We start from the raw sequence: 24,131 nt of genomic DNA, 5'->3' as shown, positions 1-24,131 counted from the left end.
AACATAGTTAACATATAAAACAATTTAATCTAGCTTTTAGAGTTTTTATTCTTCTACTGGGTAGATAGTAATTTCTATACCGGCACCTATTGCAGAGATCCTAAGCAACGTATCGGCCTGTAGTGCTTGCGAAAAGCACTTGGGTGACTTGCCTGAGTTAAAGCCAATATCAAAAGTTCGCTTAGTACAACCTAGCCATTGCTTAAGTGCCGCTTTAGAGCAAGACTCAATTAACTCACACAGTTGGTTAATCGCTTTGTCAGAGGTTAATTCATTGGTATTTGCTTCGATGCGAGCCAATTGACGATAGTCATCTTGATCGTAATGCAGCACGATAGCATTTTTCTTTAAATCCGAAACTAGCGCACTAATATCCTGCTTTGACTCCAGTTCCAAATCGACATTTAAAAATTGAATTTCAGACATGTATTAAAAGCTACCTTGTAAAGCTAAATCGAGTAATGACTTATTTATCAGTGTGATAAGGACATTACTTATTGGACAATGCGACAATTTGTCACATTCTAAGCACCGTGCGTTATAGTTATCATACTCACGAACAACTAGAATAACATATTGTGATGATTAAAAAACTGCTAAAACCCGCACGTAAACTCCACAAGTACCTTGGCTATTTGCTGTTTTTACAGATCTTTGCTTGGCTATTAGGCGGGTTAGTCATGAGCGCGATCCCATTGGAAAAGATCCATGGTAAACACTTAGCGCATAGAAGCTTAGACAACCCCTTTCCCACTGCCGCGTACCAAGCTGATCTCAATCAGTTAGTACAAAGCACGGTGCAAGTGCGCCAAATCCAGTTCGGCCATTTTCTCGATACTCCCATCATCAAACTTAACCAAGATGAGCAGCTTATTTTCAACGGGATAACAGGCGCACCTTTTACCACTCCAAATCAACAGCAAATAATACAACAGGCTAACCAACACCTATTAATTGCAGCGGATGTGAGCGAAATTGAACGACTTGCCAAAGCCCCCAGAGAAGCAGGTTACAAGGAAGATGTTTGGCGAGTCGAGTATAACGATATCTTCTCCACTACCCTGTATCTTAGCGCAACCAGCGGTGAAGTTGTGACGGTTCGTAGCACGCTGTGGCGCATCTTTGATTTTTTTTGGATGTTACACATTATGGATTACGACGAACGTGAGGATTTTAATAACCCCTTGCTCATTTCCTTCGCCGCTACGAGTGTGCTCTTTTGTCTAACAGGGATATTGTTATTATTGCAATCTCCACCTTGGAGAAAACGTCGCCCTGCACTGAATAAATAAAGGGGTTTACCGTATACGCTTGTTGGTATTGATGATTTTTTTGATATAGTGACATTCCCTGTATTCCACCATTTGGTGAGAGGTTATGTCACGATATTGCTATATCTTAGCGCTTGGCTTATTTGTATTAACGGCTAACGCTCAAGAATTCACGTCTTTCTCAAAAGCAAAGAAACATTTATCACAACAAGTTACCGACAATACCCGCACGCTTTATTGTAATTGTAATATAAAAAAGCAAGGCAAAAAGCTGGTGCCCGATCCCGCAAGTTGTGGTTATACCCCGAGGTTACCTTACACTCGCAACGGCAAAGAAAACGCCCGTGCTCAGCGCATTGAGTGGGAGCATATCGTGCCCGCGTGGGAATTTGGACATCAGTTGCAGTGCTGGCAAGATGGGGGCAGAAAGCACTGCCGTAAAGTCAGTGAACAATTTAGGAGAATGGAAGCAGATATTCACAATCTTGCTCCAGCGATTGGTGAAATCAATGGGGATCGGTCTAATTTCCGTTTTGGCATGTTACCTAGTACTGAAGCAAATTATGGTGCATGTCCAGTCAAGATAGACTTTAAATTACGCCGAATTGAACCTCCAGAATATGCAAGAAAACGCATCGCTGAGGCGTATTTTTATATGGAAAAAACCTACGGGCTAAATATCTCCTCACAGCAGCGGAAATTATTCACGGCTTGGCAGAAACAGTGATTGCGAGATAACCCAAGCAGTGCTAGTTTTTAGTCATACAACTAAAACAGGAACGTGAATACGATGCAACGTATTACTCTAGTTTTCGCATCAACAGCAATGAGCTTGTTATTAACCGCTTGTGGTGGCGGTGGCAGCGATTCATTAGGCACCGACAACCCTGGTAATAACACGGGACAAACCGAGCCGCCAACTTGGACGTTTAATCAATTTCCTGCGTCAAGTCAGTTTATTAACTATTGCGCCTCGCCAAGAACGGGTACTGACAAATATAACAACAACCAACCTTATCCCGATAAGGTTGGTACGGCGATGCATGAAAAAATGTGGCTCCGCTCTTTTACCAACGAAACCTACCTTTGGTACGACGAAGTACTAGATAACGACCCAACACAATTCGATACCGTTATTGATTACTTCGAGCAATTAAAAACAAACCAAACGACAGCGTCGGGTAATGCCAAAGATCAATTTCATTTCTACGAATCTTATGAAAGCTTCCAAAAAGAAGCGCAATCGGGTGTTGCAACCGGTTATGGCATTCGTTGGGCGGCCATATCCACATCACCACCACGTAATTTTACTGTCGCCGCAGTAGAGCCTAATTCACCAGCCGCGAATGCAGGGATCGTACGTGGAGATAAGATCCTCTCGATAGATGGCGTCGACTTTATTTCAAGTGATAATACCGCTGCACTGAATGCTGGCCTATCACCAGAGCAAAGCGAGCCTCATAACTTTGTATTTGAAGATAAAGCGGGTAACGACAAATCAGTCACCCTGACTTCAGTCGATATTGAAACCTCACCGGTACAAAACGCTAAAGTCATTAGCTATGGCGGCAAGCAGGTTGGGTATGTGCAGTTCAATCAATTTATTCCAACAGCGCAAGAAGGATTAATTGAAGCCTTTAATCTATTTAAAACACAACAAATAGACGACTTGGTACTCGACATGCGTTACAACGGTGGTGGTCGCGTCATTATGGCAGCGCAACTAGGCTATATGGTTGCGGGCAACAGCAGCCTAAATAAAACCTTCACTTATAGCACCTTAAATGACAAGCGTACTGCTGAAGAAGAACGAACAGAGTTTGAGTCTAGAGCGATTAACTGGGCTGAAAACAAGTTTACAACCACCTCTTTACCTACGGTAACTTTACCTAGAGTTTATATCCTCTCAACACGAGGCACGGCCTCTGCCAGTGAAAATGTAATTAATGGCCTGCGCGGCATTGATGTTGAAGTCTTTTTGATCGGTGGTACCACTCGAGGCAAGCCCTACGGCTTCGTGCCCGCGCAAAACTGCGGCACGGTTTACTATACCATCCAATTTGGTTCAGAAAATGCGAAGGGCTTTGATGCATATGCCGATGGCTTTACCCCTTCAGGAGCGTCAAGCAGCGGTGAAATTGGCCTAAGTGCACAAGTGCCAGGTTGTATTGTCGCTGATGACTTCTCAGCACCGCTTGGCAGTCAGGAGGAAGATCTTTTCGCCGCAGCACTGACACATATAGATACCGGTCGTTGCCCAAATGTAGCGCAATTTGCGCCTACCGCTCAGCCACAGTATCAAAATAAGGAGCATGCGGTTACGCTCCCAGTCTATCCACTACGGGAAAATGCAATTTTAATGAAGCCTAAGGAGCCGCAATAATGGCGCTGCTAAAAGCGGTGAAAATCACCGCTTTGGCTTTATTGCTGCAAGCGTGCAATAGCGCGCCTGCAGCAACTTCGGTTAATGAAGCTGTACTCTCGGCTTCTTCGCCCGAAGTGTTATCACAACTCAAGCAAGCTATAGTAAAACTCAAAGGCGGTGTACCACCGACGCTCGCAAGTACCGTTTTTCTACGTAGTCCAACACTACTGCTTGAGCATGGGCAAAGCCTTGATGGTAATGGCAGTCCAATTTTAGGCGCCCATAATCTCGCTTATGAAAGTTTCATCTTGCAGCTTCGCGACACCCAGTGTGTGCTCTACTATCCGAAAAAAGATACTTATGTCGTGCTCAGTAAAGTTAGCTGCAAAAAGCTAGAAAAATAACGCCAGCCGTAATTCTCTTAACCTCAGTTCAGGCTAGCAAAATGGCGCTTTAACACGTCACATAATGCCTGTACTTTGGCCGTTCGGTGAACCAGTACATGGGTAACTAGCCAAACTTGGCTTAACCATTTTAACTCATCACGCAACACTGGCTGTAAATCTGGGTAACGCTTTGCTACATCGTGCTGTAGCCCACCAATACCTAAACCATTAACAATGGCACGCGACGCATCTGACGTTTCAGATACCCTAAGCGTCACTTGTGTCTCAGGGATATGTTCATCTACCCAAGCGAAATATGGCACTCTTGCATTAAATCCGGCCACACCAGAGACAAAGTAATGCGCCTGTAACGCTTCAAGTGTTTTAGGGATCCCCATACGCTTGATATAGCTTGAAGACGCATACAAGCCTGCTTCTAAAGTATTTAGATGCTGCACTATGTAGTCGGGCTCATCGGGCTTTGGTCCTGCCCTCACCGCAACATGCGCCTGTCCGTGATCTAAGCGTAAACGCTTTTGGTCGAGAATAACTTCAAGTTGTACCTGTGGATGTAATTGCTGAAAAGTCAAACAAGGCTCCGACAGCATATCCATAAAGCCACTGACCGTTGTCACCAAAAGCTTACCTCTAAGCTGGCTGTCCGAGGCAACAATAGAAGTACTCAACTCCATCAAGCGCTCGTCTATTTGACTCGCCGTCGCAAGTAGCTTTTCTCCAGCCTGTGTTACCTGATAACCTCGGGCATGACGGTGAAATAACCGCGTTCCCAAGGCTTCTTCTAAGCTATTTATTCGCCTCAGTACCGTACTGTGGTGGATCTCTAAATGCTCAGCCGCCGCTGATAAGGTGCCAAGCTTGGCAACCGTATAAGCGACCTTAAGATCCTGCCAATCTGTGAATTTATCCATAACCACCTCTGTGCATATATGCACACAAGCTTTGCGTTTATTTCGGTTTTGTGCAAGTAAAATTTTGCTACTATCACTTTAACGAAACAAAATAAGGTATCAGCAAGATGACTACAGCAAAAATTATCGCACTAGCAGGCAGTTTAAGAAAAGACAGCTACAACCAATTACTCATCCAAGCCGCGGCAAACTTTGCACTAGAAAGTGGCGCAGAAGTAGAAGTGATCAAGTTACAAGATTTAGATATTCCAATGTTCGATGAAGATCTTGAAGCGCAAGGCACTCCAAAAGGAGCTCAACTTTTAAAAGACAAGCTGCGCGATGCCGATGGTATTCTATTAGCAAGCCCAGAATACAACGGCTCCTTCACTGCAGTGCTCAAGAACGCAATAGACTGGGCCTCTAGAACAGAACAAGGTGCAGTGCCAGCATTTAGAAACAAAGTAGTGGCACTCTATGCAGCCTCACCAGGCGGCTTAGGTGGATTACGTGGCCTAAACCATGTTCGTGATGTGTTGTCTGGCATTGGCAGTTTAGTCCTCGCAGACCAATTGGCTGTACCTAGCGCATTTAATGTATTTGATGATCAAGGTAAAATTAAAGACCCAGAACTTGCTGAAAAAGTATCAAGCCTCGCTCTGCAACTGGTGTCAGTTGCAAGTAAGCTAAAATAACTTTCAATCTCTCGTTCATATCTTGCTATGGACGCTTAGCTCATGCACACTAAGCGTCCAAAGCGAATTAGAGGCGCTATATCAGCCTTGTAATAATGGATACGAATAACGGGAGTCAGCTTTGCAAAGCACTCAGAGTCACCTATTTACCCCCTACCTCTCACACCATTTTCATTGCATTCAGTTTGATCCTGACAGCTTTGACGCGCTTTCCTTTGAACAGCAAAATATACTCCTGCCCGCTTCACTAGATAAAGCAGTGGCGAAAAGGCGAGCCGAGTTTTTAGCGGGACGGATATGTGCCAAGACCTGCCTTGCGCAATTTGGACAAGGTGACTTTACGCTACTTAACGGCTCCGATCGGGCGCCTATCTGGCCTGCTAATATTGTTGCCAGTATCACCCATACTCGAGGGATCGCGGCTGCGATTGCTACAGATGATATCGCCGTGAAAGGCTTAGGCATTGATATCGAAAGAGATATGAAACCGAAGCAGGAAGTCGAACTACAACGGCAAATCTTACATCCTGAAGAAGCTGAAATTTTTGCGCTTTTTGGTGAGCAAGTGCACTGCCCATTGACTGTTATTTTCTCGGCCAAAGAAAGCATATTTAAGGCACTTTATAGTACGGTGCAAAAGTTCTTTGGTTTTGATGCCGTCAAGCTGACTCAGTTTGACGACAAGAAACTTATTTTCACTTTGATGGAAACGCTACACAAGGATTTAGGCAAAGGACAACAAGTGGAAGTATATTACCAATGTAAAGACGCCTTAGTGCTGACCGAGTGTGAATACATCGCACAGTAAAACCATACCTGTTTGACCTAATACTTACTCAACTTGAAGGGTGAAATACCATACTAGCTGTGTTAAAAACTTCTCATTTAGAACTAAAAAACGCCCACTTGGGGCGTTTAATCTGAAGTTTGGATAAAAATTCATTTAGCCATTTTCAAAAGTCAACTTACTGAAACACAACATTTTCACTGCCAGCAGCCGCTTTAAAGCGCGCTATCAGCTTTTCACAGTCCTGTAAGATCTCCGCTTCTAGGCGCTCTTCAGCACGCCAACGCTGGCTATCCATTTTGAAAATCTCTTTTTTAGAATACTTCTTACGCGCATCATGAGTTGGCATTTCTTTGACTTCATCATACATCTGATAAACACCTGGATAACTCTGTTGTAAGTCAACTTCCTCGTCAAAGCTATATTGCGAGATGAGTACCCAAACTCGTAAACACCCTTCAGAATATTCACATTGTTTTTCCTTCATCGCACGCGCGATCAAGTTAACGCTATCCGCAATTTTTCCATTGCGCTGCTGCCGTGACTTTTCAAGCTCAGCAGCCTTTTGCTCGCGATGTTTGGCAATCTGCTCTTTTTGCACCTTCAGTTGCCATAGTAATTTACCCGCGTAAAACGCCAGTCCAGCAATAATCAGGGCACCAATAATGATTGCGATGATCCATGCAGTATTCATTACTTATCATCTTCCTCAAAGTCGTCGTCTAACCATTCATTTGCTAGATCATTACTCATAAACTGATCCATTGGATCATCTTCTAGCATATCGCCTTCTTCAAACTCATCATCAATTCCTAAGATCTCACATAGCTCCTGATGACGTGCAATGCCGCGATTGAAGTATTTCGCATCTTTACCTGTTAGCAGTTCACCGCGTTCATGGCGTTCAAGTAGCGCCATCAAGCGTTCGTCATTTTCTAACTGCTCTAGCTCTTGCTCTGGAGTTAACGTCTCTACCGCTGTAGTTAACTTAACTTGCGGCTGTAGATGGCGCTTCATCTCTGGCTGTGTATTCGATTTAGTCGGTTGTGGCTCAGCAACCAAAGAAATGGGCTTTTTGCTACCAACACGCGGATCTTTATTGGTCGTCGTGTTTGATTGCTCTTTCACTAGGATCTCTGGTGCATTTCTAGAACCCGGCTTTTTACCCTTGGTTTTTTTGCTACGCTGCTCTTTGAGTGCACGTAATGCTTGGAGCTTTTCTTTACTCAGCCTTGGTGTTCCATTAGCTGCAACTTTACGTGTCTTTTTCTTTCTGGTCATAATTGGTTATCCAAAATTCTCGCGTTAACTACGCTTGGTGAGAATGATGACATCATTCCCAATAAATTCTAATTCACAATCCTGCTGCGCGGCAAAATACGCAAAGCTTTCCCGGCTAAAAAATGAAATATGGGTTAGGTCATTTTTATAGTGCCAATTCGCAAAGCGTGCTTTATCAATGACGAGCTTGGTCATCAATGCCAGCGGCTTTCCCACTTTTAAGCATGCTAACAATTGCGTTAATACTTTTGCAGGTTCTGCTAAATGTTCCACCACTTCTGTACTGACGATAAAGTCGTACTGACGAGTCAGTACACTGGCATCATTAGCATAGTACAGGTCAAACAAAGCCACCTGATGCCCTGCTTCCTCAAGCATTTTCGCAAGCAGTGGGCCAGGCCCACAGCCAAAATCTAAGCCTTGGCTTGGTGTCGCCAAACGTGCCAACAGTGGATCCGCCACTCGTGCTAGAAAGCGACGATAGCCTTCATCGGCCAGATCGTTTTCATGGCTATCATAAATGGCCTTTTCTTGAGCTGGTGTTAATCTCGACTTGGGATCAACCATCACCAACTGGCAGGTTTGACATTGCCAGTACTGTCGATACTTGTCTTGATGGTAGGCTTCAAGCTGATTACCTTGGCACAGGCCACAACTGAATAGAGTTGAATCTTGCAATGGTCAACAGTGATTGCTTAATAAGGCGGCTATTGTATCAGGTATAATAGAGGCAACCAAATAAAAAGGCGGCAGAGATCACTCTCTACCGCCTACTAATCTGAGCGTCACAACTGGACACTTCTCCCTTCGACTTTTAAGTCTTATTATTATTCTTTTTATTTTATTGTCGTCCGTATTGTTTTTATTTTAGACTTCCGTGACACTTTCCATATTGTTTTTATTATGAGACTTCCGTGATTTTCTTATTCTCGGTCTTCCTGACGCTTTCTTGATAGTCCTTCGTACCCAACTAGATACATAACTTTGCCACCTACGCTTCCGTATCGAATTGTCCCTTTTTTTGTATTGCTTGGCGACAACGAATAATCTACGCTCCTGAGCTTGAGTTACAACTGTTTAATAACAAATTTCTTACCTTAATTTTTTTAATTAAACAGAAAAAATATGAATTACATAAACTTACACTGAACAATAGCTTAAAAATAAGCTAAAACTCACATGCTGCACAAGCAAATGTCCTACATTAAAAGTGAGATATATCTCACAACCTCAACAACAAAAAAAGGCAGCCTATGCTGCCCTTTTTTCAATAGTAAGAGTTTACACTGAGAGAGGTAAACTCACTATACGACTTTAGTGTAGACCACCTAAGTACTTAGATAATACTTCGATGTCTTTGTCTGTAAGCTTCTGTGCGATATCACGCATCATACCATTCATGTCGTTGTTACGAGTGCCATCACGGAACTTCTCAAGCTGTGATTTGATGTACTCAGGGTGCTGGAATGACACTTTAGGGAACTTAGCTAAAGAAGTACCGTTACCACGAGGACCGTGACACGCAGCGCAAGCTGGAATACCACGCTCAGCATCACCGGCTTTATATAGCTTCTGACCTACAGCAACAACATCTTCCGGCGTTGAACCCGCAGACATAGATAAAGAAGAGAAATAGGCGGCTAAATCTTTCATATCTTGATCTGACAGCGGCATAGCCATACCACTCATCACAGGATCCATACGCCCTTCTTTACCACCAGACGTCATACCTAGCTTGAACTCTTGTAGTTGCTTATAGATATAATCTGCATGCTGACCTGCGATTTTAGGATACATAGTCACAGGGGCATTGCCATCTGGACCGTGACATGCTGCACACGTTGCAGACTTTGCTTTACCTGCTTCCGCGTCACCATCGAATGCCGATGCGTTGCTTGCTGACAACGTACCAAGCAACATTGTTAAAGTTAATGCTATTTTTTTCATGGTAAATTCTCTGTTTCCGACCCTGTAATTCGTACCCTCGCGAACAAAGTCGCTCTCTTTATTGCTCGGGCAAATAATACCAATCAGTACTAATTAGGTTGTTATGTTAATCAGATGAATCATACATGCAAACTTAGCAAATATAACGCCAAACAGCACCGATCCATCTAAATACGCCTTGCTCAGTAGTGACTACTGATAGGTATACACTTTAGATTGACATTGCAATTTCTACATTCTACACGATATTACTTTCTCTGGCACGTTTTCTGCCCATATTAAGCTTATAATTTATAGGGACTTGACCTAGATTAATTAATATTGGGACGACGCTTCGGCCAATTAGCAACAAAAGCGGCATTTAGAACAAACCTCACAATGCTTTTGGTTTCCGTCATACTGTTATAAAATACGCAATTCCATCCGCGAAAGTTTAATCAGTTAGGAGTCAGCGTGCTAAAATCTCGCGTTAAATACAATCAGGCACAATTTATCACAAGTGCCCCAGATATCAGTAAACTGCCACCAGACACTGGAATTGAAGTTGCTTTTGCGGGTCGCTCTAACGCTGGTAAGTCGAGCGCACTCAATACGCTTACAGACCAAAAGCTGGCACGCACCAGTAAAACACCTGGCCGGACTCAGCTTATTAATACTTTTTCTCTAGGTGAAGATCAGCGTTTGATTGATTTACCTGGCTATGGCTTTGCAAAAGTCCCATTAGAGATGAAAAAGAAATGGCAAAAAGCATTAGGTGAATATTTACAACGCCGCAAATGTCTTAAAGGGATTGTGGTGTTAATGGATATTCGTCACCCTCTTAAAGATCTCGATATGGATCTCATCAACTGGGCGACAGGCAGCAATATACCGGTATTGGCGTTGTTGACTAAAGCCGATAAGCTAAAACAAGGTAAGCGCAAAGCAGAAGTACTACAAGTACGTCGTGCGCTATCTGAAATAGACGGTGATATCACTGTTCACGCGTTTTCTTCTTTGAAAGGTATCGGATTGAACGAATTGGCGTGGAAACTGGATGATTGGTACTTAGGTCCGTTTGTCAAAGAAGCTCAAGAGGAAGCAAGCGAGTAATACCAATTCGCTAACGTAGGGCGCGCTTAGCTAAGATAAAAGCGCGTCTTTGCCGACATCAGATAAAAGCCTTTTTCATCTTCCTCGAGCAATTCAGCCCACTGATAATAGACATTTCGTGAAATTCTAGCGGTTAAACCATAATTGAGTGTGAGAAATGGAATATCTCCCCCATTAACATGCTCAAGCGCTAATGGAAACACATCACAAATGGGCCATTCTCGGCCTAAATTATCTATCGCGATAATACACGGTGATAACTCCAAAGCTGATGCTTCATCACAATAACACCATTGCTCGATGATAAAAGGATGAGCAAGCACCTCTATCTCACAACTTTCTGCAGGTGTTTTTAACCAATACTGCTGACCATCAAAGGTTAAAACACTAGCAAACAAGGCAACTAGCGATTGCCGTTTAATTTCACGCTCTTGATGAAACCAACGACCATCCGCTGCAATTTTGATGTCAGAAAAACCGCACGACGGCGCCGACCAATTTTCGGTCGGCGCATGAGTCGTAACATACTGTTTGATTAACGCATCAATTTTGTTCATCAAAAACCAAGTTGAAGCTAACAGGCACGCTAGTCGCGATAGTCTTCAGACCCGCGATTTCTCGTAGCGCTTCAATTCCTTTATCTAACCCAAACTGCTTAGAATCGAGAATAAATGCATTTACCGGTGTAACCACCAAGCCATTTGCACTTTTCGTTATCAATAAGTCTAGGCTGATCTTTTGGATCTGACCATGCAGTGTCAATGTTGCTGTTACATCATTGATTTTTTGTGTACCAGCTTTAAGTTTAGCAAGCACTTCAGAAACATCAGCGTTAACTTTCGCCTTTGGGTGTTGCGCTACATTGAACAGCATCTTTTGCATGCGTTCATTACGGATCGGGATCATCGTTTCAACGCTTGCCAGGTCAATATTAACCTCAAGCTCGCCTTTAGCAGATAATGTACCATCTATCGTTTTAAAATGATGTACTTCTGCAACGCTAGTCTGTTTCACAGACACAAAACTAACATCGCTTTGTTGTTGATTAAATTGCCAAGCTGCGAACGCCTGAGAAGAAATAAGTGCACTACCTAAAAGAAGGTACTTTAGCATGACGACTTCCTTATGAAATGAGAGTGAATTGCATTTGAGCGCTCAGTGTAAAACGCAGTGCAAATTAAATAAACCTTTAATCATAAACTCGTCGTTATGTTGGAATACTTTTACGCCCATCGTATTCACTTTATAGCGAGAAAATAGCTTTAGTAGCCAAGCAAAAATGTTGTGATTTAGCTGCCCTAAACGATAAATTTTTAACTAAGTTAATAGGGGTTTCACCTGCACATTGATTGGGGAGTTACATCAATTGGTATCATCTTTGAAAAGAGAAGAAAAAGACGGCCCGTAAAAGTTACGAGCCGCTATAGCAATCTGGGGAGAAGCTATCAATACACTGTATCCTCTTTCGAGAGATACATCATCAACAGGATGTCCTACAGGATGAGGACGGCGCGAACTCTAACAAATAGACGTCCAGAAATAAACACCAAAAAGCAAAACTTGAGCCAATTTGATAAACTTTCAACGTTAATTTGTTTTTTGTTACTAGGGATTAACAGAAGCTACAAAATTAAGACGCTATGCTGCTAGTGTATACTTGCAAACAAAGATGAATGAAGTTGCACTAGTCTAATCGAATAGTGCAACTCGGATAGATTTTAATATCAACTAGTGTGCTTGTTCCCAGTTGTCACCACTGTCGGCTTCAACTAGTAACGGTACATCAAGTGCTGCCGCAGCGCTCATCAACTCACAGATCTTTTCACTGTATTCAGCAACTTTATCACTGTGTACTTCAAACACTAATTCATCGTGCACTTGCATGAGCAACTGGATATCATTGCTATCACAGCTTTGTAGCCATTCATCCACTTTAATCATCGCTTTTTTGATGATGTCCGCCGCAGTGCCCTGCATCGGTGCGTTGATGGCTGCACGTTCTGCTGCTTTTCTGCGAGCGCCATTACGCGCATTGATATCCGGTAGATACAAGCGGCGACCGAATAAGGTTTCTACATACCCTTTATCAGCAGCCTCTTCACGCGTGCGCTCCATATACTCTAATACACCAGGGAAGCGTTCAAAGTACATATCCATATAATGTTGCGCTTCATTTCTTGGAATATCTAACTGACGTGACAGACCAAACGCACTCATGCCATAGATCAGACCAAAGTTAACTGCTTTGGCTTTTCGGCGCATATCAGAAGTCACTTCCTCAAGCGGCACGGAAAACACTTCAGACGCTGTTGCACTGTGTACATCTTTACCTTCAGCAAAGGCACTCAACAACCCTTTGTCTTGTGACAAATGTGCCATGATCCTAAGCTCGATTTGGCTGTAATCCGCCGCGACGATTTGTTTATTATTGTCGGCAACAAATGCCTGACGAATACGACGTCCCGCTTCATTACGGATCGGAATATTTTGCAAGTTAGGATCGCTTGAGCTTAGACGGCCCGTTGCAGTAACGGCTTGATGATAAGAAGTGTGCACGCGACCGGTATCCGCATTAACCAATTTTGGTAATTTGTCGGTATAGGTTGATTTCAGCTTAGCCAAGCCACGGTGCTCAATAATAAGTTTTGGCAGTGGATAATCATGCGCCAACTCTTGTAGTACTTCTTCGGCCGTTGAAGGCGCGCCTTTTGGCGTTTTCTTAATCACTGGTAGCGCAAGTTTGTCGAACAATATCGCTTGTAGTTGCTTTGTTGAACTCAGGTTGAACTCCTCACCTGCAATTTCAAAAGCTTGTTGTTCAAGCTCACCTAAGCGTTTTTCAATCTCGATACTTTGCTTCGCTAGCATATCGCCATCGATGTGCACACCAGTACGTTCAATGCGAGAAAGTACGCTCAGTAGCGGTAATTCAATCTCTGTAAATACCTGCTTAAGGCGATTTTCTTTTTCAATGAGCGGCCAGAGGTGTTGATGCAATCTCAGCGTAATATCAGCGTCTTCCGCTGCATAAGGTGCCGCCTTTTCTAGCTCAATTTGGTTAAAGGTCAGTTGGTTTTTACCTTTGCCTGCGATGTCTTCAAAGCTAATGGTTTTATGGCCCAAATATTTTAGCGCCAAGGAGTCCATATCATGGCGAGTTCCTACGCTGTTAAATACGTAAGACTCCAACATGGTATCAAAAGCGATCCCCTGCAGTTCAAGCCCTGCACGAGCAAGCACACTTTGATCATATTTTAAATTTTGACCCACTTTTTTGATCTGAGGATCTGCAAGTAGTGGTGCCATGATCTCGAACACTATGTCTTGAGAAAGCTGCTCGGGCGCTCCCACATAATCGTGATTGATTGGTAAATAAGCAGCTTCGCCCGGTGCAACCGCAAAGCTCATTCCAACTAGATCCGCCTGCATATAGTTAACACTGGTGGTTTCAGTATCAAAAGCGATGAGCTGGGCTGCTTTTAACTTAGTTACCCAGTCATCAAGCTGTGCTTTTGTCAAAATAGTCTCGTATTGGGTGTCGACCTGCGCCGCTGCAGGCGCCGACCCTTCAGCCTCCACATCAACGATATCAGCTTGTGACTGACCATCCAGCAATTCAGCTAACCAACGCTTAAATTCACACTGACCATATAGCTCGATTAAGCGATCTTTATCCATCTCAGCTATCTTAAATTGCTCTAAGTCTTGCTCTACTTCACAATCCAGCTTAATAGTGGCTAATTCATACGACAATTTTAGCTGCGCTTGGTGTTCCTCTAGTTTTTTCGCCATGGTTTTTGAGCCACGAAAACCTAAATCAGCAATTTTGTCTAAGTTTTCGTAGAGCGAATCGATAGAGCCTAACCCCTGAAGCATCGCCAATGCCGTTTTTTCACCAACGCCTGGTACGCCCGGAATATTATCGACCTTATCTCCCATTAACGCGAGATAGTCGATGATCAAGTCAGGACCAATACCAAACTTATCCACTACCCCTTCAGGGTCTAAGATCGTATTTGTCATTGTGTTGATCAACGTGACATGTTCATTGACCAATTGCGCCATATCCTTATCACCAGTGCTGATTAGCACATGGCGACTTTGCTCTGACGCTATTTTAGAGAATGTACCGATCACGTCATCGGCCTCGACACCACTAATACTTACCAGTGGCAGGCCCATTGCTTTAATTATTTCGTGGATCGGCTCAATTTGCGTTCTCAGATCATCCGGCATAGGCGGGCGATGCGCTTTATACTCGCTATACATTTCGTTGCGGAAAGTTGGCCCTTTAGCATCAAAGACTACTACCATATGACTTGGTTGATATTGCTTAAGCAAACTCTTAAGCATATTGATCACACCGTAGATCGCACCAGTTGCTTCACCTTTTGAATTTGTTAAATGTGGTGGCGCATGATAAGCACGAAATAAATAGGAAGAACCATCAACCAAGATCAACGGATTTTGAGGGATCTGAGACATAAATATTGGATCCTAAATTAGTCTTTTGTGGAGTAGAATGTAAGGATGCCACAAGGCACAAGATAAAACGAGTTTCGCGTTATCTCATCATTTAGATAAATCGTGCTGCACCTGTGGATAACTTTGTAGACAAACACGAAAAATCGCTCCGGAACTTTGTTTTAAAAGTCAGAGTGTAAATTAAAACTTTGATTTACTTGCGTTTTTTGTGCCTTTTTTATTGTTATTATCTTTACCGCTTTGTGGATAAAGAATTTTTTTAGTCACGCTTAACAATCTAGGTGAGTAAAAAATAGCCTGATTTTCTCAAGCGGAGGAGTATACTAACACAATTGATCAAAGATCATAGAAGATCCTTTATAATTTTTTAATTCGTGCATAATTCTTTTTATGCATATAGCGCGCATGATGTGACATTGAAGGGAGAAATGAATGAAAAAAGTAGCGGTAATTTTAAGTGGCTGTGGAGTATTCGACGGTGCCGAGATCCACGAGTCAGTATTAACACTACTCAATCTTGAAAAAGCAGGGGCAAATTATCAGTGCTTTGCACCTAATATTGATCAATTCCATGTGATCAATCACATCACCGGTGAAGAACAAGATGAACATCGTAATGTTCTTGTTGAAGCCGCCCGCATTGCACGCGGAGAAATTGCAGATCTGGAAACATTAAGTGCTGACGAATTCGATGCTTTGGTATTACCAGGTGGTTTTGGTGTAGCAAAGAATCTTTCTGATTTTGCTTTTAAAGGCGCAGACTCTACGATTCTTGAAAGCGTAAAGCGCGTATGTCGTGAGTTCAATCACCAGCAAAAGCCTATCGCTTATTTGTGCATTGCGCCAGCACTCATCGCCCATATCCATACACCGGGTACACTCGCGACCATAGGTAATGATGTTGATACCGCAGCGGCAGTTAATACGCTTGGTGCAAAGCACGTGGATTGTGAAGTGACCGAGATCGTCGTTGATGACAATGAAAAAGTGATTAGTACACCGGCATATATGCTGGCGTCATCCATCCTTGAAGCCGCGACAGGCATCGAAAAGGCAGTGACTAGACTAATCGAAATGGCATAGAGGCGATCGCTTCCCCCCACCCATTCGTATTAGTAAAGGAAAACGCCAAGGCCGAACAACTCGCTTTTCGGCCTTGAGCGATTGCAAATTTAGGCAGAAAAGCTTGCCCTAACGCAATAAATTAATGGTTTTAACCATTTATACTCAAGTTTACGTTTTATAAATGAACAGGTGACGTTATAATCCCAATAATTCCGTCATCCATTATCGTGATTGAACACGTTCAAACGAAGTGAGCAAGGTAAATGAAAAAACTTTCAGCAGCACTTTTATTGCTATCAACAGCCGCAGTTGCGCAACCATACGACAATTCTTTAACTGAAGAAGCGATTAAGAAACGTCTTCAGCCTATCGGCTCAGTATATTTAGCTGGTGCTGAAAGTGCTGCAGAAGCCGAGCCATCAGGACCTCGTTCAGGTGAGCAGGTTTATCAAGCAGCATGTTTTGCTTGTCACGGCACTGGCGCATTAGGCGCACCAAAAACAGCTGACGATTGGGCACCGCGCCTAGCGAAAGGTAAAGACGTATTACTAGACCATGCGATCAATGGCTTCAATGCAATGCCTCCTCGTGGTACTTGTATGAACTGCTCGGATGATGAGATTGCAGCAGCAATCGATTTCATGACAAGCAAATAAGTATTTCAACTTCTCTATTTAGGGTAGAAAGACTTATTGGACAGTGCAGCGTTTATCGCTGCATTTTCGTCTCAATATAGTGCCATAAAAGCCGTGATTAACGCTGGTTTGATATCACTTTATAAAGCGAGCAGGAATGAGAAATTTACACTTGACCGCCTCGGCTAAAAGTGAAACTATTAAGCTCAATAATTAAACAACAATAAGAACTGGTTTCGTCATTGGAAGAGCCACAGCAACAGGTTAGGAGACTATCTCGGCGAACCGCCAGATTAGAGTCTTTACTCAAAAAGTATAAAAGAAAGTCTCAACTTCAATACACATTAATTCAGTTATCAGAACAGGCTAGTACTGTTGCTGAGCTTACCCTGTTGTATCCCGCAATCCACAATATCCTATCTCAATATTTACCTAGCAAAAGCTTTTACGTTGTCCTGCAAAATCGCTTTACTCAAGCGCTTGAGCTATCGTATTTTGTTGATGAGAAAGACGGTATTTCAGTCCCTCTTCATGAAGCACATCACTTTAAAGATGGTGTGACTGGTTTTGTATTTAAAACTGGCGAAACCGTTTACCTCACCAAAGATGACATGCTATCGCGAGCCAATGCTGGCGAGTTTAAGATAATGGGCAGTCAAGCGGAGCATTGGGTGGGCGTACCTATCTACCGCGACGGCGCAATTATTGGCGTTATGGTATCGCAAAGCTACGAAGCCGAGCAATCCTACAGCGATCATCAAGTTGAATTGCTTGAAGTAATGTCACTGTATCTGGCCACAGCGATTGAACGCGTTAAAAAGCGTGAGTTACTAGAGTCTGAAGTGAAAATTCGCACGCGGGCACTAATGCAAAGTAATGAAGCACTTAATAAAGAGATAGAAAACCGCAAGCGTGCGCTAGAAAGACAGCAAATCTTATTCAAGATTTCTGAATTAGCAACCCAATTCTCCGATATTGACGATGTTTACCAACAAGTTCACGACATTATTCGTTCTATTACTTTTGCCGACAACCTCTACATAGCGCTTTACGATAAAGAGACGAATTGGCTTACCTTCCCGTATAGCGTTGATGAAAAAACCAGTTATAACCCTCGCCCATTTGCAAAAGGGTATAGTGAGCTGGTCATTCGTACTGAGCAAAGCCAGTTAATAGACAATACCCGTGCCAAAGCCTTAGCACTCGAAGGCACAGTAGAGCGCCCCGCAGGCTATAATCACAAGCTTGCTGCAACGAGTTGGCTTGGTGCACCATTAAAAACCGCTACTGGCGTCATCGGCCTGATCGCATGTCAGGCCTATGAGCACAAACACGAATTTAATTATGATGATGTTGAGCTGATCTCTTTTGTATCTAATCAGATTGCCTCTGTCTTACAAACACATCTAGCGAACCAAGCGCTTAAGATCAGTCACCAGCAGTTAGAACATCGAGTTGCGGAAAAAACCAAAGAGCTACAGCAGGCCAATTTACACCTGCAAATGCAGATGGAAGAGCGCAAAAAGATTGAGCAACAGCTTTATCATGATGCTCATCATGATTCACTCACGGGTCTTCCAAACCGTAGTTTGTTTTTAACTCAGCTTGAAAAGACGCTGAAGAAACATCATCGTTATCCCGAAGATAACTTTGCTGTTCTTTTTATTGATTTAGATAAATTTAAAGACATTAATGATGAATTAGGTCATCAGGCAGGTGATCAATTTTTGGTGTGGGTGGCGCAGTCATTCTTAGAGTGTATTCGTGAACACGATTTATTAGCTCGACTTGCTGGTGATGAATTCGTGATCTTACTTGATCACCTAACCGATCGTCAGCAAGCGGAAGATGTCGCCAAACGTATTATCAAAGTCATGCAGCAACCTTTCTGTTTGAAGGGGGTATGCATGCAAAGCGGTGCCAGCATAGGGATCACCTACAGTAATAAGCTATACCGTAACACCGATGAAATCATCAGAGATGCCGATGCGGCAATGTACTATGCCAAAAATGCTGGCCGTGGTCGCTATGAATTTTATCATCCATTGCTAACCGCAAGCTCAAATGCTCAAAAGCAGCAAGAGCAGCATCACTTAGATAAGCTCCCTACCCACTTCCGCTGTACTGAAATCGTGAACTGGTCTGATAACGCCCAACCAATTGGCTTTTTGGAAGCCTTTGGCGAGCATCCAGTGTTAGGCAGCACCAGTTTTGATATTCTGAAAAAGTTTGCCGCAGAAAAATCTCAACTGCTTGAAATTGAATTGCACCTACTTAACAAAGCGCAAGAAATTGCCCTTAGCCGCGATGAAGATATGCTATTTGGTTGCTCTGCAATGTTACTAGAAAGCGCACATTTTGACGCGCTAAAGCAGCAGCTTAAGCGGCAAGACAAAACACTTTGTTTGCTCTTCGAAGAAAGCGAAATTCGCTTTGCTTCTAGTCAGCAGGTATTAAATCTCAGAGCCTTGGCCGATATGGGGATCCCAATTGGGCTGAATAATTTTGGTAAAGATCGCTGCGATCTAACCCTAATTAGCCAAGTTGACTTTACCTATGTCTTATTAAGCTCAACGTTTAGTAAACGCGTCTTACAGCAAACGAGTTATGAGGTTCAATTACAAGGTATTTTAGCCGTTACTAAGGTGAAGAATATTAAGGTTATCGCCCGAGGTCCTGCGATTTTAAACTTTAGAAGCTTGCTGGAAAAGCATGGCTTGCAGCTGTTTTTTGGCAAACAGCAAATGCTGGATAAGGGCAACGAACGTGTAGCCTTTATCCAGAGTTTTGATAACGAATCAGTCCCGTCTTAGCATTGCCCGTAAATTTGCAACGTTAGACTTACCTTTTTCCATTCGTTCTGCCTGTGTCGCCACAGGCTTTTTCCCTTCAATTTGTAAATCATCTTGCGGCAATTCTTGTACAAAGCGACTCAGCTCAGGGGTGATCTGCTCGCCAAATTGACGACGACTCTTGGTATAAGTCAATGTTAAGGTTTGCTGAGCTCGAGTTATACCTACGTAGGCCAAACGCCTTTCCTCTTCGACATTATCTTCATCAATACTCGTTTGGTGAGGTAGTAAGCCTTCTTCCATCCCCACCATAAATACGTGTGGATATTCCAAACCTTTGGACGCATGCAGCGTTAATAACTGCACCGCATCTGAGTCATCTTCCTCTTCATTGCGCTCAAGCATATCTCTTAACGTCAATTTGCTTACCACTTCTGGCAGTGTCATGGCGGGGTTATCAGCATCCCCCGTGAGCATATCACTTATCCAACGGTATAATTCTGATACGTTTTTCATCCGCATTTCCGCCGCTTTAGCGCTGGGAGATGACTCGTAAAGATACGCTTCGTAATTAATTTCACGGATCATATCTTTTACCGCTTCCAAGGTATCTCCGCGAGTTGCTCGGTCGGAAAGCTCAACCACCCAGCGCGCAAATCCCATCAATGCATTTAAGCCACGACCCGCCAAGCGATCCGCGAGCTCTGACTCAAAACACGCAGCAAATAGACTAATATGGCGCTCGTTGGCAAAGCTACCTAGCTTTTCTAATGTCACCGGACCAATCTCGCGTCGTGGGGTATTGACGATACGTAAAAATGCGTTGTCATCATCTTGATTCACTAAGAACCGTAAATAAGCCATGATGTCTTTGATTTCACTGCGTGCAAAGAACGACATACCGCCACTAATTTTGTATGGAATACGGTTGGTCATGAGTGCCTTTTCAAACACTCGAGCTTGGTGATTACCGCGATAGAGCAATGCATAGTCGCGATAGCTGGTACGTTTCATAAATTTGTGTGAAATGATCTCCGCGACCACACGCTCCGCTTCATGTTCTTCGTCACGAGTCGCTATCACACGGATCGGGTCGCCGTACCCCAGTTCACTAAACAGTTGTTTATCAAATTCATGGGGATTGTTGGCGATAAGAATATTCGCGGCCTTTAGGATCCGCCCAGCACTACGGTAGTTTTGCTCCAACTTGATAAGTCTTAGGCCCGGAAAATCTTTGCTCAACAGCACCAAGTTTTGCGGTTTAGCGCCACGCCATGAATAGATAGACTGATCATCGTCACCAACCACAGTAAAACGTGCGCGCTCACCAACGAGCAGTTTCACTAACTGATACTGGCTGGTATTGGTATCTTGATACTCATCCACCAGCAAATAGCGGAATCGCTGCTGCCAGCGCTCTCTTACATCAACCGACTGATTTAAAAGCAAAGTTGGGATCATAATAAGATCATCAAAGTCTAACGCATTGTAAGCACGCAGCTGTGTTTGATAACGCGCATAAAGCTGAGCGAATAGCGCTTTTTGTGGCTCTCGCGCTTCTCGAATAGCGCGCTCTGGCAAAATAAGCTCATTCTTCCAATTACCAATCTGCATTTTCAGCAAGTTGAGTAAGTCTTTATCACGCTCAAGCTCTTTTTCAGTGAGTTCACTTAACAACTGATTGGTGTCTTGATCATCAAACAAGGAAAAGCCGGGTTTATAACCCAAGGTCTTGACCTCTTTTTTAATGATTTCCAGCCCTAATGTATGGAATGTCGACACCCACAAACCCTTAGCTTCTTGCTTGCCCAAAGTTTGTGCCACCCGTTCACGCATTTCTTTCGCCGCTTTGTTGGTAAAGGTGACCGCAGCGATATTCTTGGCTTTGTATTCACACTGCTGCACTAGGTAGGCAATTTTATTGGTAATAACCCGGGTTTTACCTGAGCCCGCGCCCGCCAATACAAGGCATGGACCACTGATATATTTTACCGCTTCGTCTTGTTTTGGGTTGAGCTTCATGCAACTAATCCGGTTATCTTCTCGCTTGGCACAATGTTGGCAACAACTGTCAGTGCTGAGGGGTTGAGGAATTCTTATAAACTAAGCATGCTAGTTTACCGTATCCATGTAAAACTATGAAGCGAACCTTTTCCGTCTGCGGCGCATAAGGTAAGATGGACTTTGTATACTGACTCGCAAGCTAAGGTAAGAAGATGATTAATCCAGCCAAAATTGAAGAAATTGCTAAGCAAATTTCCAGTAACATGCCACAGGGCGTAAAAAATCTTGCTGAAACATTTGAAGCAAGAACGAAACAGGCGATCCAGAGCAAATTATCAGAAATGGATTTTGTTAGCAGAGAAGAGTTTGATATTCAAAGCAAAGTGCTGATCCGCACGCGTGAAAAATTGGTTGAACTTGAAGAAAAAGTGGCGCAGTTAGAAGCACAACTTGCCAGCCAAGCATCCGACTCGCAGGAATAAGCAACCACAGCTTCGGATAGTAAAGCGTGCGCTTGTGGCGCACGCAATCTCTAAACTCTGTTGACCCTAGCAATAGCGCTGGTTCACACCAAGCAGAGACTTTTCATAGCAAAGCGACAGTTGCTCCATATTTTCTACGGCGTTCACCACCTCATTTAAGAGGCCATCAGCAAGGCCATAAACCCACCCGTGTACCGTCAAAGCTTGACCTCGCTGCCAAGCATCTTGAACGATATTGCTCTGACACACGTTACGCACCTGTTCTATCACATTTAACTCGCAAAGCGCCGCACACTGCTTTTCTTTGCTCACTTGTTCAATAATCGCTTGGTGTTTCTCTTTCACATCAGCGACATGACGCAGCCAGTTATCGATAAGGCCAAACTTAGCATTATCGAGCACCGCTTGCACTCCACCACAACCGTAGTGACCGACCACCATGATGTGATCCACTTTGAGCACCTCAACCGCATACTGCATGACCGACAAACAGTTGTGATCAGTATGCACCACGACATTGGCAACATTGCGGTGAACAAACAATTCTCCAGGCATTAAATCAACAATCTCGTTGGCAGGCACACGAGAGTCAGAGCAGCCGATCCATAGATAATCTGGATTCTGTTGTTGCGACAGTTTTTTGAAAAACTCAGGATCACTGGCATTGGTGCGATCTGCCCACTGTTTATTATTATCGAGTAAGTGACTCAGTGGACTTGGGCTCGTATTACACATTAATGGTTCTCCGACTGACGTTCAGCCTGTATCAAAATATTCCTTGGGGTGAGCGACTTTTCGCAAAAAGTACTAAGGGTGACATCATACCCAGCTGCTTGCAGATATAAAACCCTATCCAGGACCAACCAGATCTCAATCGCACGACGAAACACGTGTCGTACTAGCTCAATTCTGTCCGTTACTTGCTTTCGTTCACGCCCAATACGTTCATATTGGTCAAAATCAATTCCATCAGGTAGGACGAGCTGCTTCTGCTCAGCTGCCCAATAACAGAATTCACTAAACGACCCCGAAAAAATAGCCTTATTGACCGAAGGCACACTCACGTAATGTTTATCTGCGGTAAGTTCTCTGCGCAGCGCATCAAACCCTAAGCGCCAACTCACCTCTTTTTTACGTACTTGTGCCACTCTCCCGGGTGCTGTAACTGTCTCTTGCAGCGCTAACTTCATATCGTGATGAGATAAGTTGAGCTGACTCTGCTGTGCTTCAACACTCATGGCTTGATAATCAGGTGGTGTAAATAAGTGATAGCAGCATGGAGAGAGCGATAGCTTTTTCATGCCATTCGCCACTGCTTGGTGCATAAATACACGATGTAATTCACCACATGCATGCAGGGCAATACCATGGCGGTTTTCAACGAAGTGGTGATGTATGTCATCTTTCAGCACGTCGGCACAATGAAAATGCAAGTTTAGATTTTGCCGCTTCGCACTTTCCTCTCCTTGTCGACACAGATCTGCTTGAAGCTCAATACTGTTCACTTCAGGCGCGCCATGATAAGAAAGCAATCGGCCTAAATGACCTTTACCTGCGCACCACTCTAGTACCGATGCTTTGGTTTCGTTTACTGCGGCAACAAAGTCTTGAAGTTGCTCTAATTTACGTCCCTTTATGCCATTGCTCAGCCAAAACGGTAACTCATCTCTACGGCCCACTTTTTGCGGTAAAGCACTTAAGACCGCAAGTTGTTCAAGTTCGGGAATATAGCGACTAAAAAAAGCAAAAAGGGCATCAGTGTCACTGTCTAATGTTGATACTGCATCATCGCTTAACCGCAGTAATTCAGATTGCAGTTGTGGCCAAGGAATAGTGAGATGCTCAAAAGCAATGACTTGCCAATATTGTCGGGTATCGAATAATAATTTATCTAGAAGTTGAAAGCGTTTGCTCGGTTCCACAATGGCCACGGTTG

General features: G+C 43.6%; 23 protein-coding genes. 11 read left to right on the top strand and 12 right to left on the bottom strand.

All coding sequences use genetic code 11. From position 1 onward, the window contains the following. Positions 1 to 45: 45 nt before the first annotated feature. A complete protein-coding gene (locus tag GSF04_RS06540; protein ID WP_211859087.1) occupies positions 46 to 426 on the bottom strand; it encodes a hypothetical protein in 381 nt (126 codons plus the stop codon). Between the two features lie 155 nt (positions 427 to 581). Between GSF04_RS06540 and GSF04_RS06535 the strand changes: the two genes are divergently transcribed. The 4 genes from GSF04_RS06535 (at position 582) to GSF04_RS06520 (ending at position 4,040) form a co-directional block, all read left to right on the top strand. After that, complete coding sequence (locus GSF04_RS06535) at positions 582 to 1,292, top strand: hypothetical protein (RefSeq protein WP_211859886.1); 711 nt, start codon at positions 582 to 584, stop codon at positions 1,290 to 1,292. Between the two features lie 85 nt (positions 1,293 to 1,377). Beyond that, positions 1,378 to 1,998, top strand: a complete 621-nt coding sequence (locus tag GSF04_RS06530; protein WP_211859086.1) for an endonuclease — start codon at positions 1,378 to 1,380, stop codon at positions 1,996 to 1,998. 63 nt (positions 1,999 to 2,061) lie between these two features. Then, positions 2,062 to 3,654: a S41 family peptidase gene (locus GSF04_RS06525; RefSeq protein WP_211859085.1), complete on the top strand. Its 1,593-nt coding sequence runs from the start codon at positions 2,062 to 2,064 to the stop codon at positions 3,652 to 3,654. Further along, positions 3,654 to 4,040: a hypothetical protein gene (locus tag GSF04_RS06520; RefSeq protein ID WP_211859084.1), complete on the top strand. Its 387-nt coding sequence runs from the start codon at positions 3,654 to 3,656 to the stop codon at positions 4,038 to 4,040. Before GSF04_RS06525 ends, GSF04_RS06520 begins: the two co-directional genes overlap by 1 nt. A 23-nt stretch (positions 4,041 to 4,063) precedes the next feature. Here the strand turns inward: GSF04_RS06520 and GSF04_RS06515 are convergent, their stop codons facing one another. Next, the gene (locus GSF04_RS06515) at positions 4,064 to 4,951 is read right to left on the bottom strand and encodes a LysR family transcriptional regulator (protein WP_130125746.1); all 888 of its coding nucleotides are present in this window, start codon (positions 4,949 to 4,951) and stop codon (positions 4,064 to 4,066) included. Between the two features lie 107 nt (positions 4,952 to 5,058). On the opposite strand from GSF04_RS06515, the gene GSF04_RS06510 reads away from it, so the two are divergent. After that, positions 5,059 to 5,625: an NAD(P)H-dependent oxidoreductase gene (locus tag GSF04_RS06510; RefSeq protein WP_010607787.1), complete on the top strand. Its 567-nt coding sequence runs from the start codon at positions 5,059 to 5,061 to the stop codon at positions 5,623 to 5,625. A gap of 121 nt (positions 5,626 to 5,746) precedes the next feature. Then, positions 5,747 to 6,433 carry a 4'-phosphopantetheinyl transferase superfamily protein gene (locus GSF04_RS06505; protein WP_211859083.1) on the top strand — a complete coding sequence of 229 codons (687 nt, stop codon included), beginning with the start codon at positions 5,747 to 5,749 and terminating at the stop codon, positions 6,431 to 6,433. A gap of 157 nt (positions 6,434 to 6,590) precedes the next feature. On the opposite strand, the gene GSF04_RS06500 is transcribed toward GSF04_RS06505, so the two are convergent. From GSF04_RS06500 to GSF04_RS06485, 4 genes are all read right to left on the bottom strand, one after another. Further along, complete coding sequence (locus tag GSF04_RS06500; protein WP_010376294.1) at positions 6,591 to 7,106, bottom strand: DUF2489 domain-containing protein; 516 nt, start codon at positions 7,104 to 7,106, stop codon at positions 6,591 to 6,593. After that, positions 7,106 to 7,693, bottom strand: coding sequence for a Der GTPase-activating protein YihI (yihI, locus tag GSF04_RS06495; protein ID WP_010607784.1), 588 nt, complete (start codon positions 7,691 to 7,693; stop codon positions 7,106 to 7,108). Before yihI ends, GSF04_RS06500 begins: the two co-directional genes overlap by 1 nt. A gap of 24 nt (positions 7,694 to 7,717) precedes the next feature. Then, positions 7,718 to 8,371, bottom strand: coding sequence for a class I SAM-dependent methyltransferase (locus tag GSF04_RS06490; RefSeq protein ID WP_211859082.1), 654 nt, complete (start codon positions 8,369 to 8,371; stop codon positions 7,718 to 7,720). 636 nt (positions 8,372 to 9,007) lie between these two features. Continuing rightward, a complete protein-coding gene (locus tag GSF04_RS06485) occupies positions 9,008 to 9,640 on the bottom strand; it encodes a c-type cytochrome (RefSeq protein WP_039494612.1) in 633 nt (210 codons plus the stop codon). Between the two features lie 453 nt (positions 9,641 to 10,093). Here GSF04_RS06485 and yihA point away from each other — a divergent pair, with 453 nt between their 5' ends. Beyond that, positions 10,094 to 10,732, top strand: a complete 639-nt coding sequence (gene yihA, locus GSF04_RS06480; protein ID WP_017219189.1) for a ribosome biogenesis GTP-binding protein YihA/YsxC — start codon at positions 10,094 to 10,096, stop codon at positions 10,730 to 10,732. A gap of 26 nt (positions 10,733 to 10,758) precedes the next feature. Here the strand turns inward: yihA and GSF04_RS06475 are convergent, their stop codons facing one another. From GSF04_RS06475 to polA, 3 genes are all read right to left on the bottom strand, one after another. After that, positions 10,759 to 11,289: a DUF1285 domain-containing protein gene (locus tag GSF04_RS06475; RefSeq protein WP_211859081.1), complete on the bottom strand. Its 531-nt coding sequence runs from the start codon at positions 11,287 to 11,289 to the stop codon at positions 10,759 to 10,761. Then, complete coding sequence (locus GSF04_RS06470; RefSeq protein ID WP_069018828.1) at positions 11,276 to 11,845, bottom strand: YceI family protein; 570 nt, start codon at positions 11,843 to 11,845, stop codon at positions 11,276 to 11,278. The genes GSF04_RS06475 and GSF04_RS06470 overlap by 14 nt, the downstream gene beginning before the upstream one ends. A 615-nt stretch (positions 11,846 to 12,460) precedes the next feature. Then, complete coding sequence (gene polA, locus GSF04_RS06465; RefSeq protein ID WP_211859080.1) at positions 12,461 to 15,217, bottom strand: DNA polymerase I; 2,757 nt, start codon at positions 15,215 to 15,217, stop codon at positions 12,461 to 12,463. Between the two features lie 432 nt (positions 15,218 to 15,649). On the opposite strand from polA, the gene elbB reads away from it, so the two are divergent. The 3 genes from elbB to GSF04_RS06450 all read left to right on the top strand — a co-directional run bounded on the left by elbB (position 15,650) and on the right by GSF04_RS06450 (position 19,730). Then, positions 15,650 to 16,300, top strand: coding sequence for an isoprenoid biosynthesis glyoxalase ElbB (elbB, locus tag GSF04_RS06460; RefSeq protein ID WP_211859079.1), 651 nt, complete (start codon positions 15,650 to 15,652; stop codon positions 16,298 to 16,300). A gap of 245 nt (positions 16,301 to 16,545) precedes the next feature. Further along, positions 16,546 to 16,938, top strand: coding sequence for a cytochrome c5 family protein (locus tag GSF04_RS06455; RefSeq protein ID WP_010376308.1), 393 nt, complete (start codon positions 16,546 to 16,548; stop codon positions 16,936 to 16,938). Positions 16,939 to 17,159: 221 nt separating this feature from the next. Then, positions 17,160 to 19,730, top strand: a complete 2,571-nt coding sequence (locus GSF04_RS06450; RefSeq protein WP_211859078.1) for a diguanylate cyclase — start codon at positions 17,160 to 17,162, stop codon at positions 19,728 to 19,730. Here GSF04_RS06450 and rep read toward each other — a convergent pair. Further along, complete coding sequence (rep, locus tag GSF04_RS06445; RefSeq protein ID WP_010607774.1) at positions 19,716 to 21,731, bottom strand: DNA helicase Rep; 2,016 nt, start codon at positions 21,729 to 21,731, stop codon at positions 19,716 to 19,718. The genes GSF04_RS06450 and rep overlap by 15 nt on opposite strands. A 194-nt stretch (positions 21,732 to 21,925) precedes the next feature. On the opposite strand from rep, the gene GSF04_RS06440 reads away from it, so the two are divergent. Beyond that, entirely contained in the window at positions 21,926 to 22,195 is a 270-nt protein-coding gene (locus GSF04_RS06440) for an accessory factor UbiK family protein (RefSeq protein ID WP_010376312.1), read from the top strand. A gap of 66 nt (positions 22,196 to 22,261) precedes the next feature. Here the strand turns inward: GSF04_RS06440 and can are convergent, their stop codons facing one another. Beyond that, positions 22,262 to 22,930 (bottom strand): carbonate dehydratase, encoded by a 669-nt coding sequence (gene can, locus GSF04_RS06435; RefSeq protein WP_010607772.1) that lies wholly within the window; start codon positions 22,928 to 22,930, stop codon positions 22,262 to 22,264. Next, a complete protein-coding gene (locus tag GSF04_RS06430) occupies positions 22,930 to 24,126 on the bottom strand; it encodes a methyltransferase (RefSeq protein WP_211859077.1) in 1,197 nt (398 codons plus the stop codon). The genes can and GSF04_RS06430 overlap by 1 nt, the downstream gene beginning before the upstream one ends. Positions 24,127 to 24,131 lie beyond the last annotated feature (5 nt).

This window comes from Pseudoalteromonas sp. A22 (assembly GCF_018141345.1).
Classification (GTDB): domain Bacteria; phylum Pseudomonadota; class Gammaproteobacteria; order Enterobacterales; family Alteromonadaceae; genus Pseudoalteromonas; species Pseudoalteromonas maricaloris.
Note: the sequence above shows the minus strand (reverse complement) of the source record. Positions and strands in the feature narration are given on the sequence as shown.

Excerpts from the sequence above, each read along its gene's own strand:
- GSF04_RS06470 (WP_069018828.1), bottom strand. The coding sequence starts at position 11,845 with ATGCTAAAGTACCTTCTTTTAGGTAGTGCACTTATTTCTTCTCAGGCG.
- rep (WP_010607774.1), bottom strand. The coding sequence starts at position 21,731 with ATGAAGCTCAACCCAAAACAAGACGAAGCGGTAAAATATATCAGTGGT.
- yihI (WP_010607784.1), bottom strand. The coding sequence starts at position 7,693 with ATGACCAGAAAGAAAAAGACACGTAAAGTTGCAGCTAATGGAACACCA.
- GSF04_RS06485 (WP_039494612.1), bottom strand. The coding sequence starts at position 9,640 with ATGAAAAAAATAGCATTAACTTTAACAATGTTGCTTGGTACGTTGTCA.
- GSF04_RS06540 (WP_211859087.1), bottom strand. The coding sequence starts at position 426 with ATGTCTGAAATTCAATTTTTAAATGTCGATTTGGAACTGGAGTCAAAG.
- GSF04_RS06535 (WP_211859886.1), top strand. The coding sequence starts at position 582 with ATGATTAAAAAACTGCTAAAACCCGCACGTAAACTCCACAAGTACCTT.
- can (WP_010607772.1), bottom strand. The coding sequence starts at position 22,930 with ATGTGTAATACGAGCCCAAGTCCACTGAGTCACTTACTCGATAATAAT.
- GSF04_RS06500 (WP_010376294.1), bottom strand. The coding sequence starts at position 7,106 with ATGAATACTGCATGGATCATCGCAATCATTATTGGTGCCCTGATTATT.
- GSF04_RS06530 (WP_211859086.1), top strand. The coding sequence starts at position 1,378 with ATGTCACGATATTGCTATATCTTAGCGCTTGGCTTATTTGTATTAACG.
- GSF04_RS06510 (WP_010607787.1), top strand. The coding sequence starts at position 5,059 with ATGACTACAGCAAAAATTATCGCACTAGCAGGCAGTTTAAGAAAAGAC.
- GSF04_RS06440 (WP_010376312.1), top strand. The coding sequence starts at position 21,926 with ATGATTAATCCAGCCAAAATTGAAGAAATTGCTAAGCAAATTTCCAGT.
- polA (WP_211859080.1), bottom strand. The coding sequence starts at position 15,217 with ATGTCTCAGATCCCTCAAAATCCGTTGATCTTGGTTGATGGTTCTTCC.
- GSF04_RS06525 (WP_211859085.1), top strand. The coding sequence starts at position 2,062 with ATGCAACGTATTACTCTAGTTTTCGCATCAACAGCAATGAGCTTGTTA.
- GSF04_RS06475 (WP_211859081.1), bottom strand. The coding sequence starts at position 11,289 with ATGAACAAAATTGATGCGTTAATCAAACAGTATGTTACGACTCATGCG.
- GSF04_RS06455 (WP_010376308.1), top strand. The coding sequence starts at position 16,546 with ATGAAAAAACTTTCAGCAGCACTTTTATTGCTATCAACAGCCGCAGTT.
- elbB (WP_211859079.1), top strand. The coding sequence starts at position 15,650 with ATGAAAAAAGTAGCGGTAATTTTAAGTGGCTGTGGAGTATTCGACGGT.
- GSF04_RS06515 (WP_130125746.1), bottom strand. The coding sequence starts at position 4,951 with ATGGATAAATTCACAGATTGGCAGGATCTTAAGGTCGCTTATACGGTT.
- GSF04_RS06520 (WP_211859084.1), top strand. The coding sequence starts at position 3,654 with ATGGCGCTGCTAAAAGCGGTGAAAATCACCGCTTTGGCTTTATTGCTG.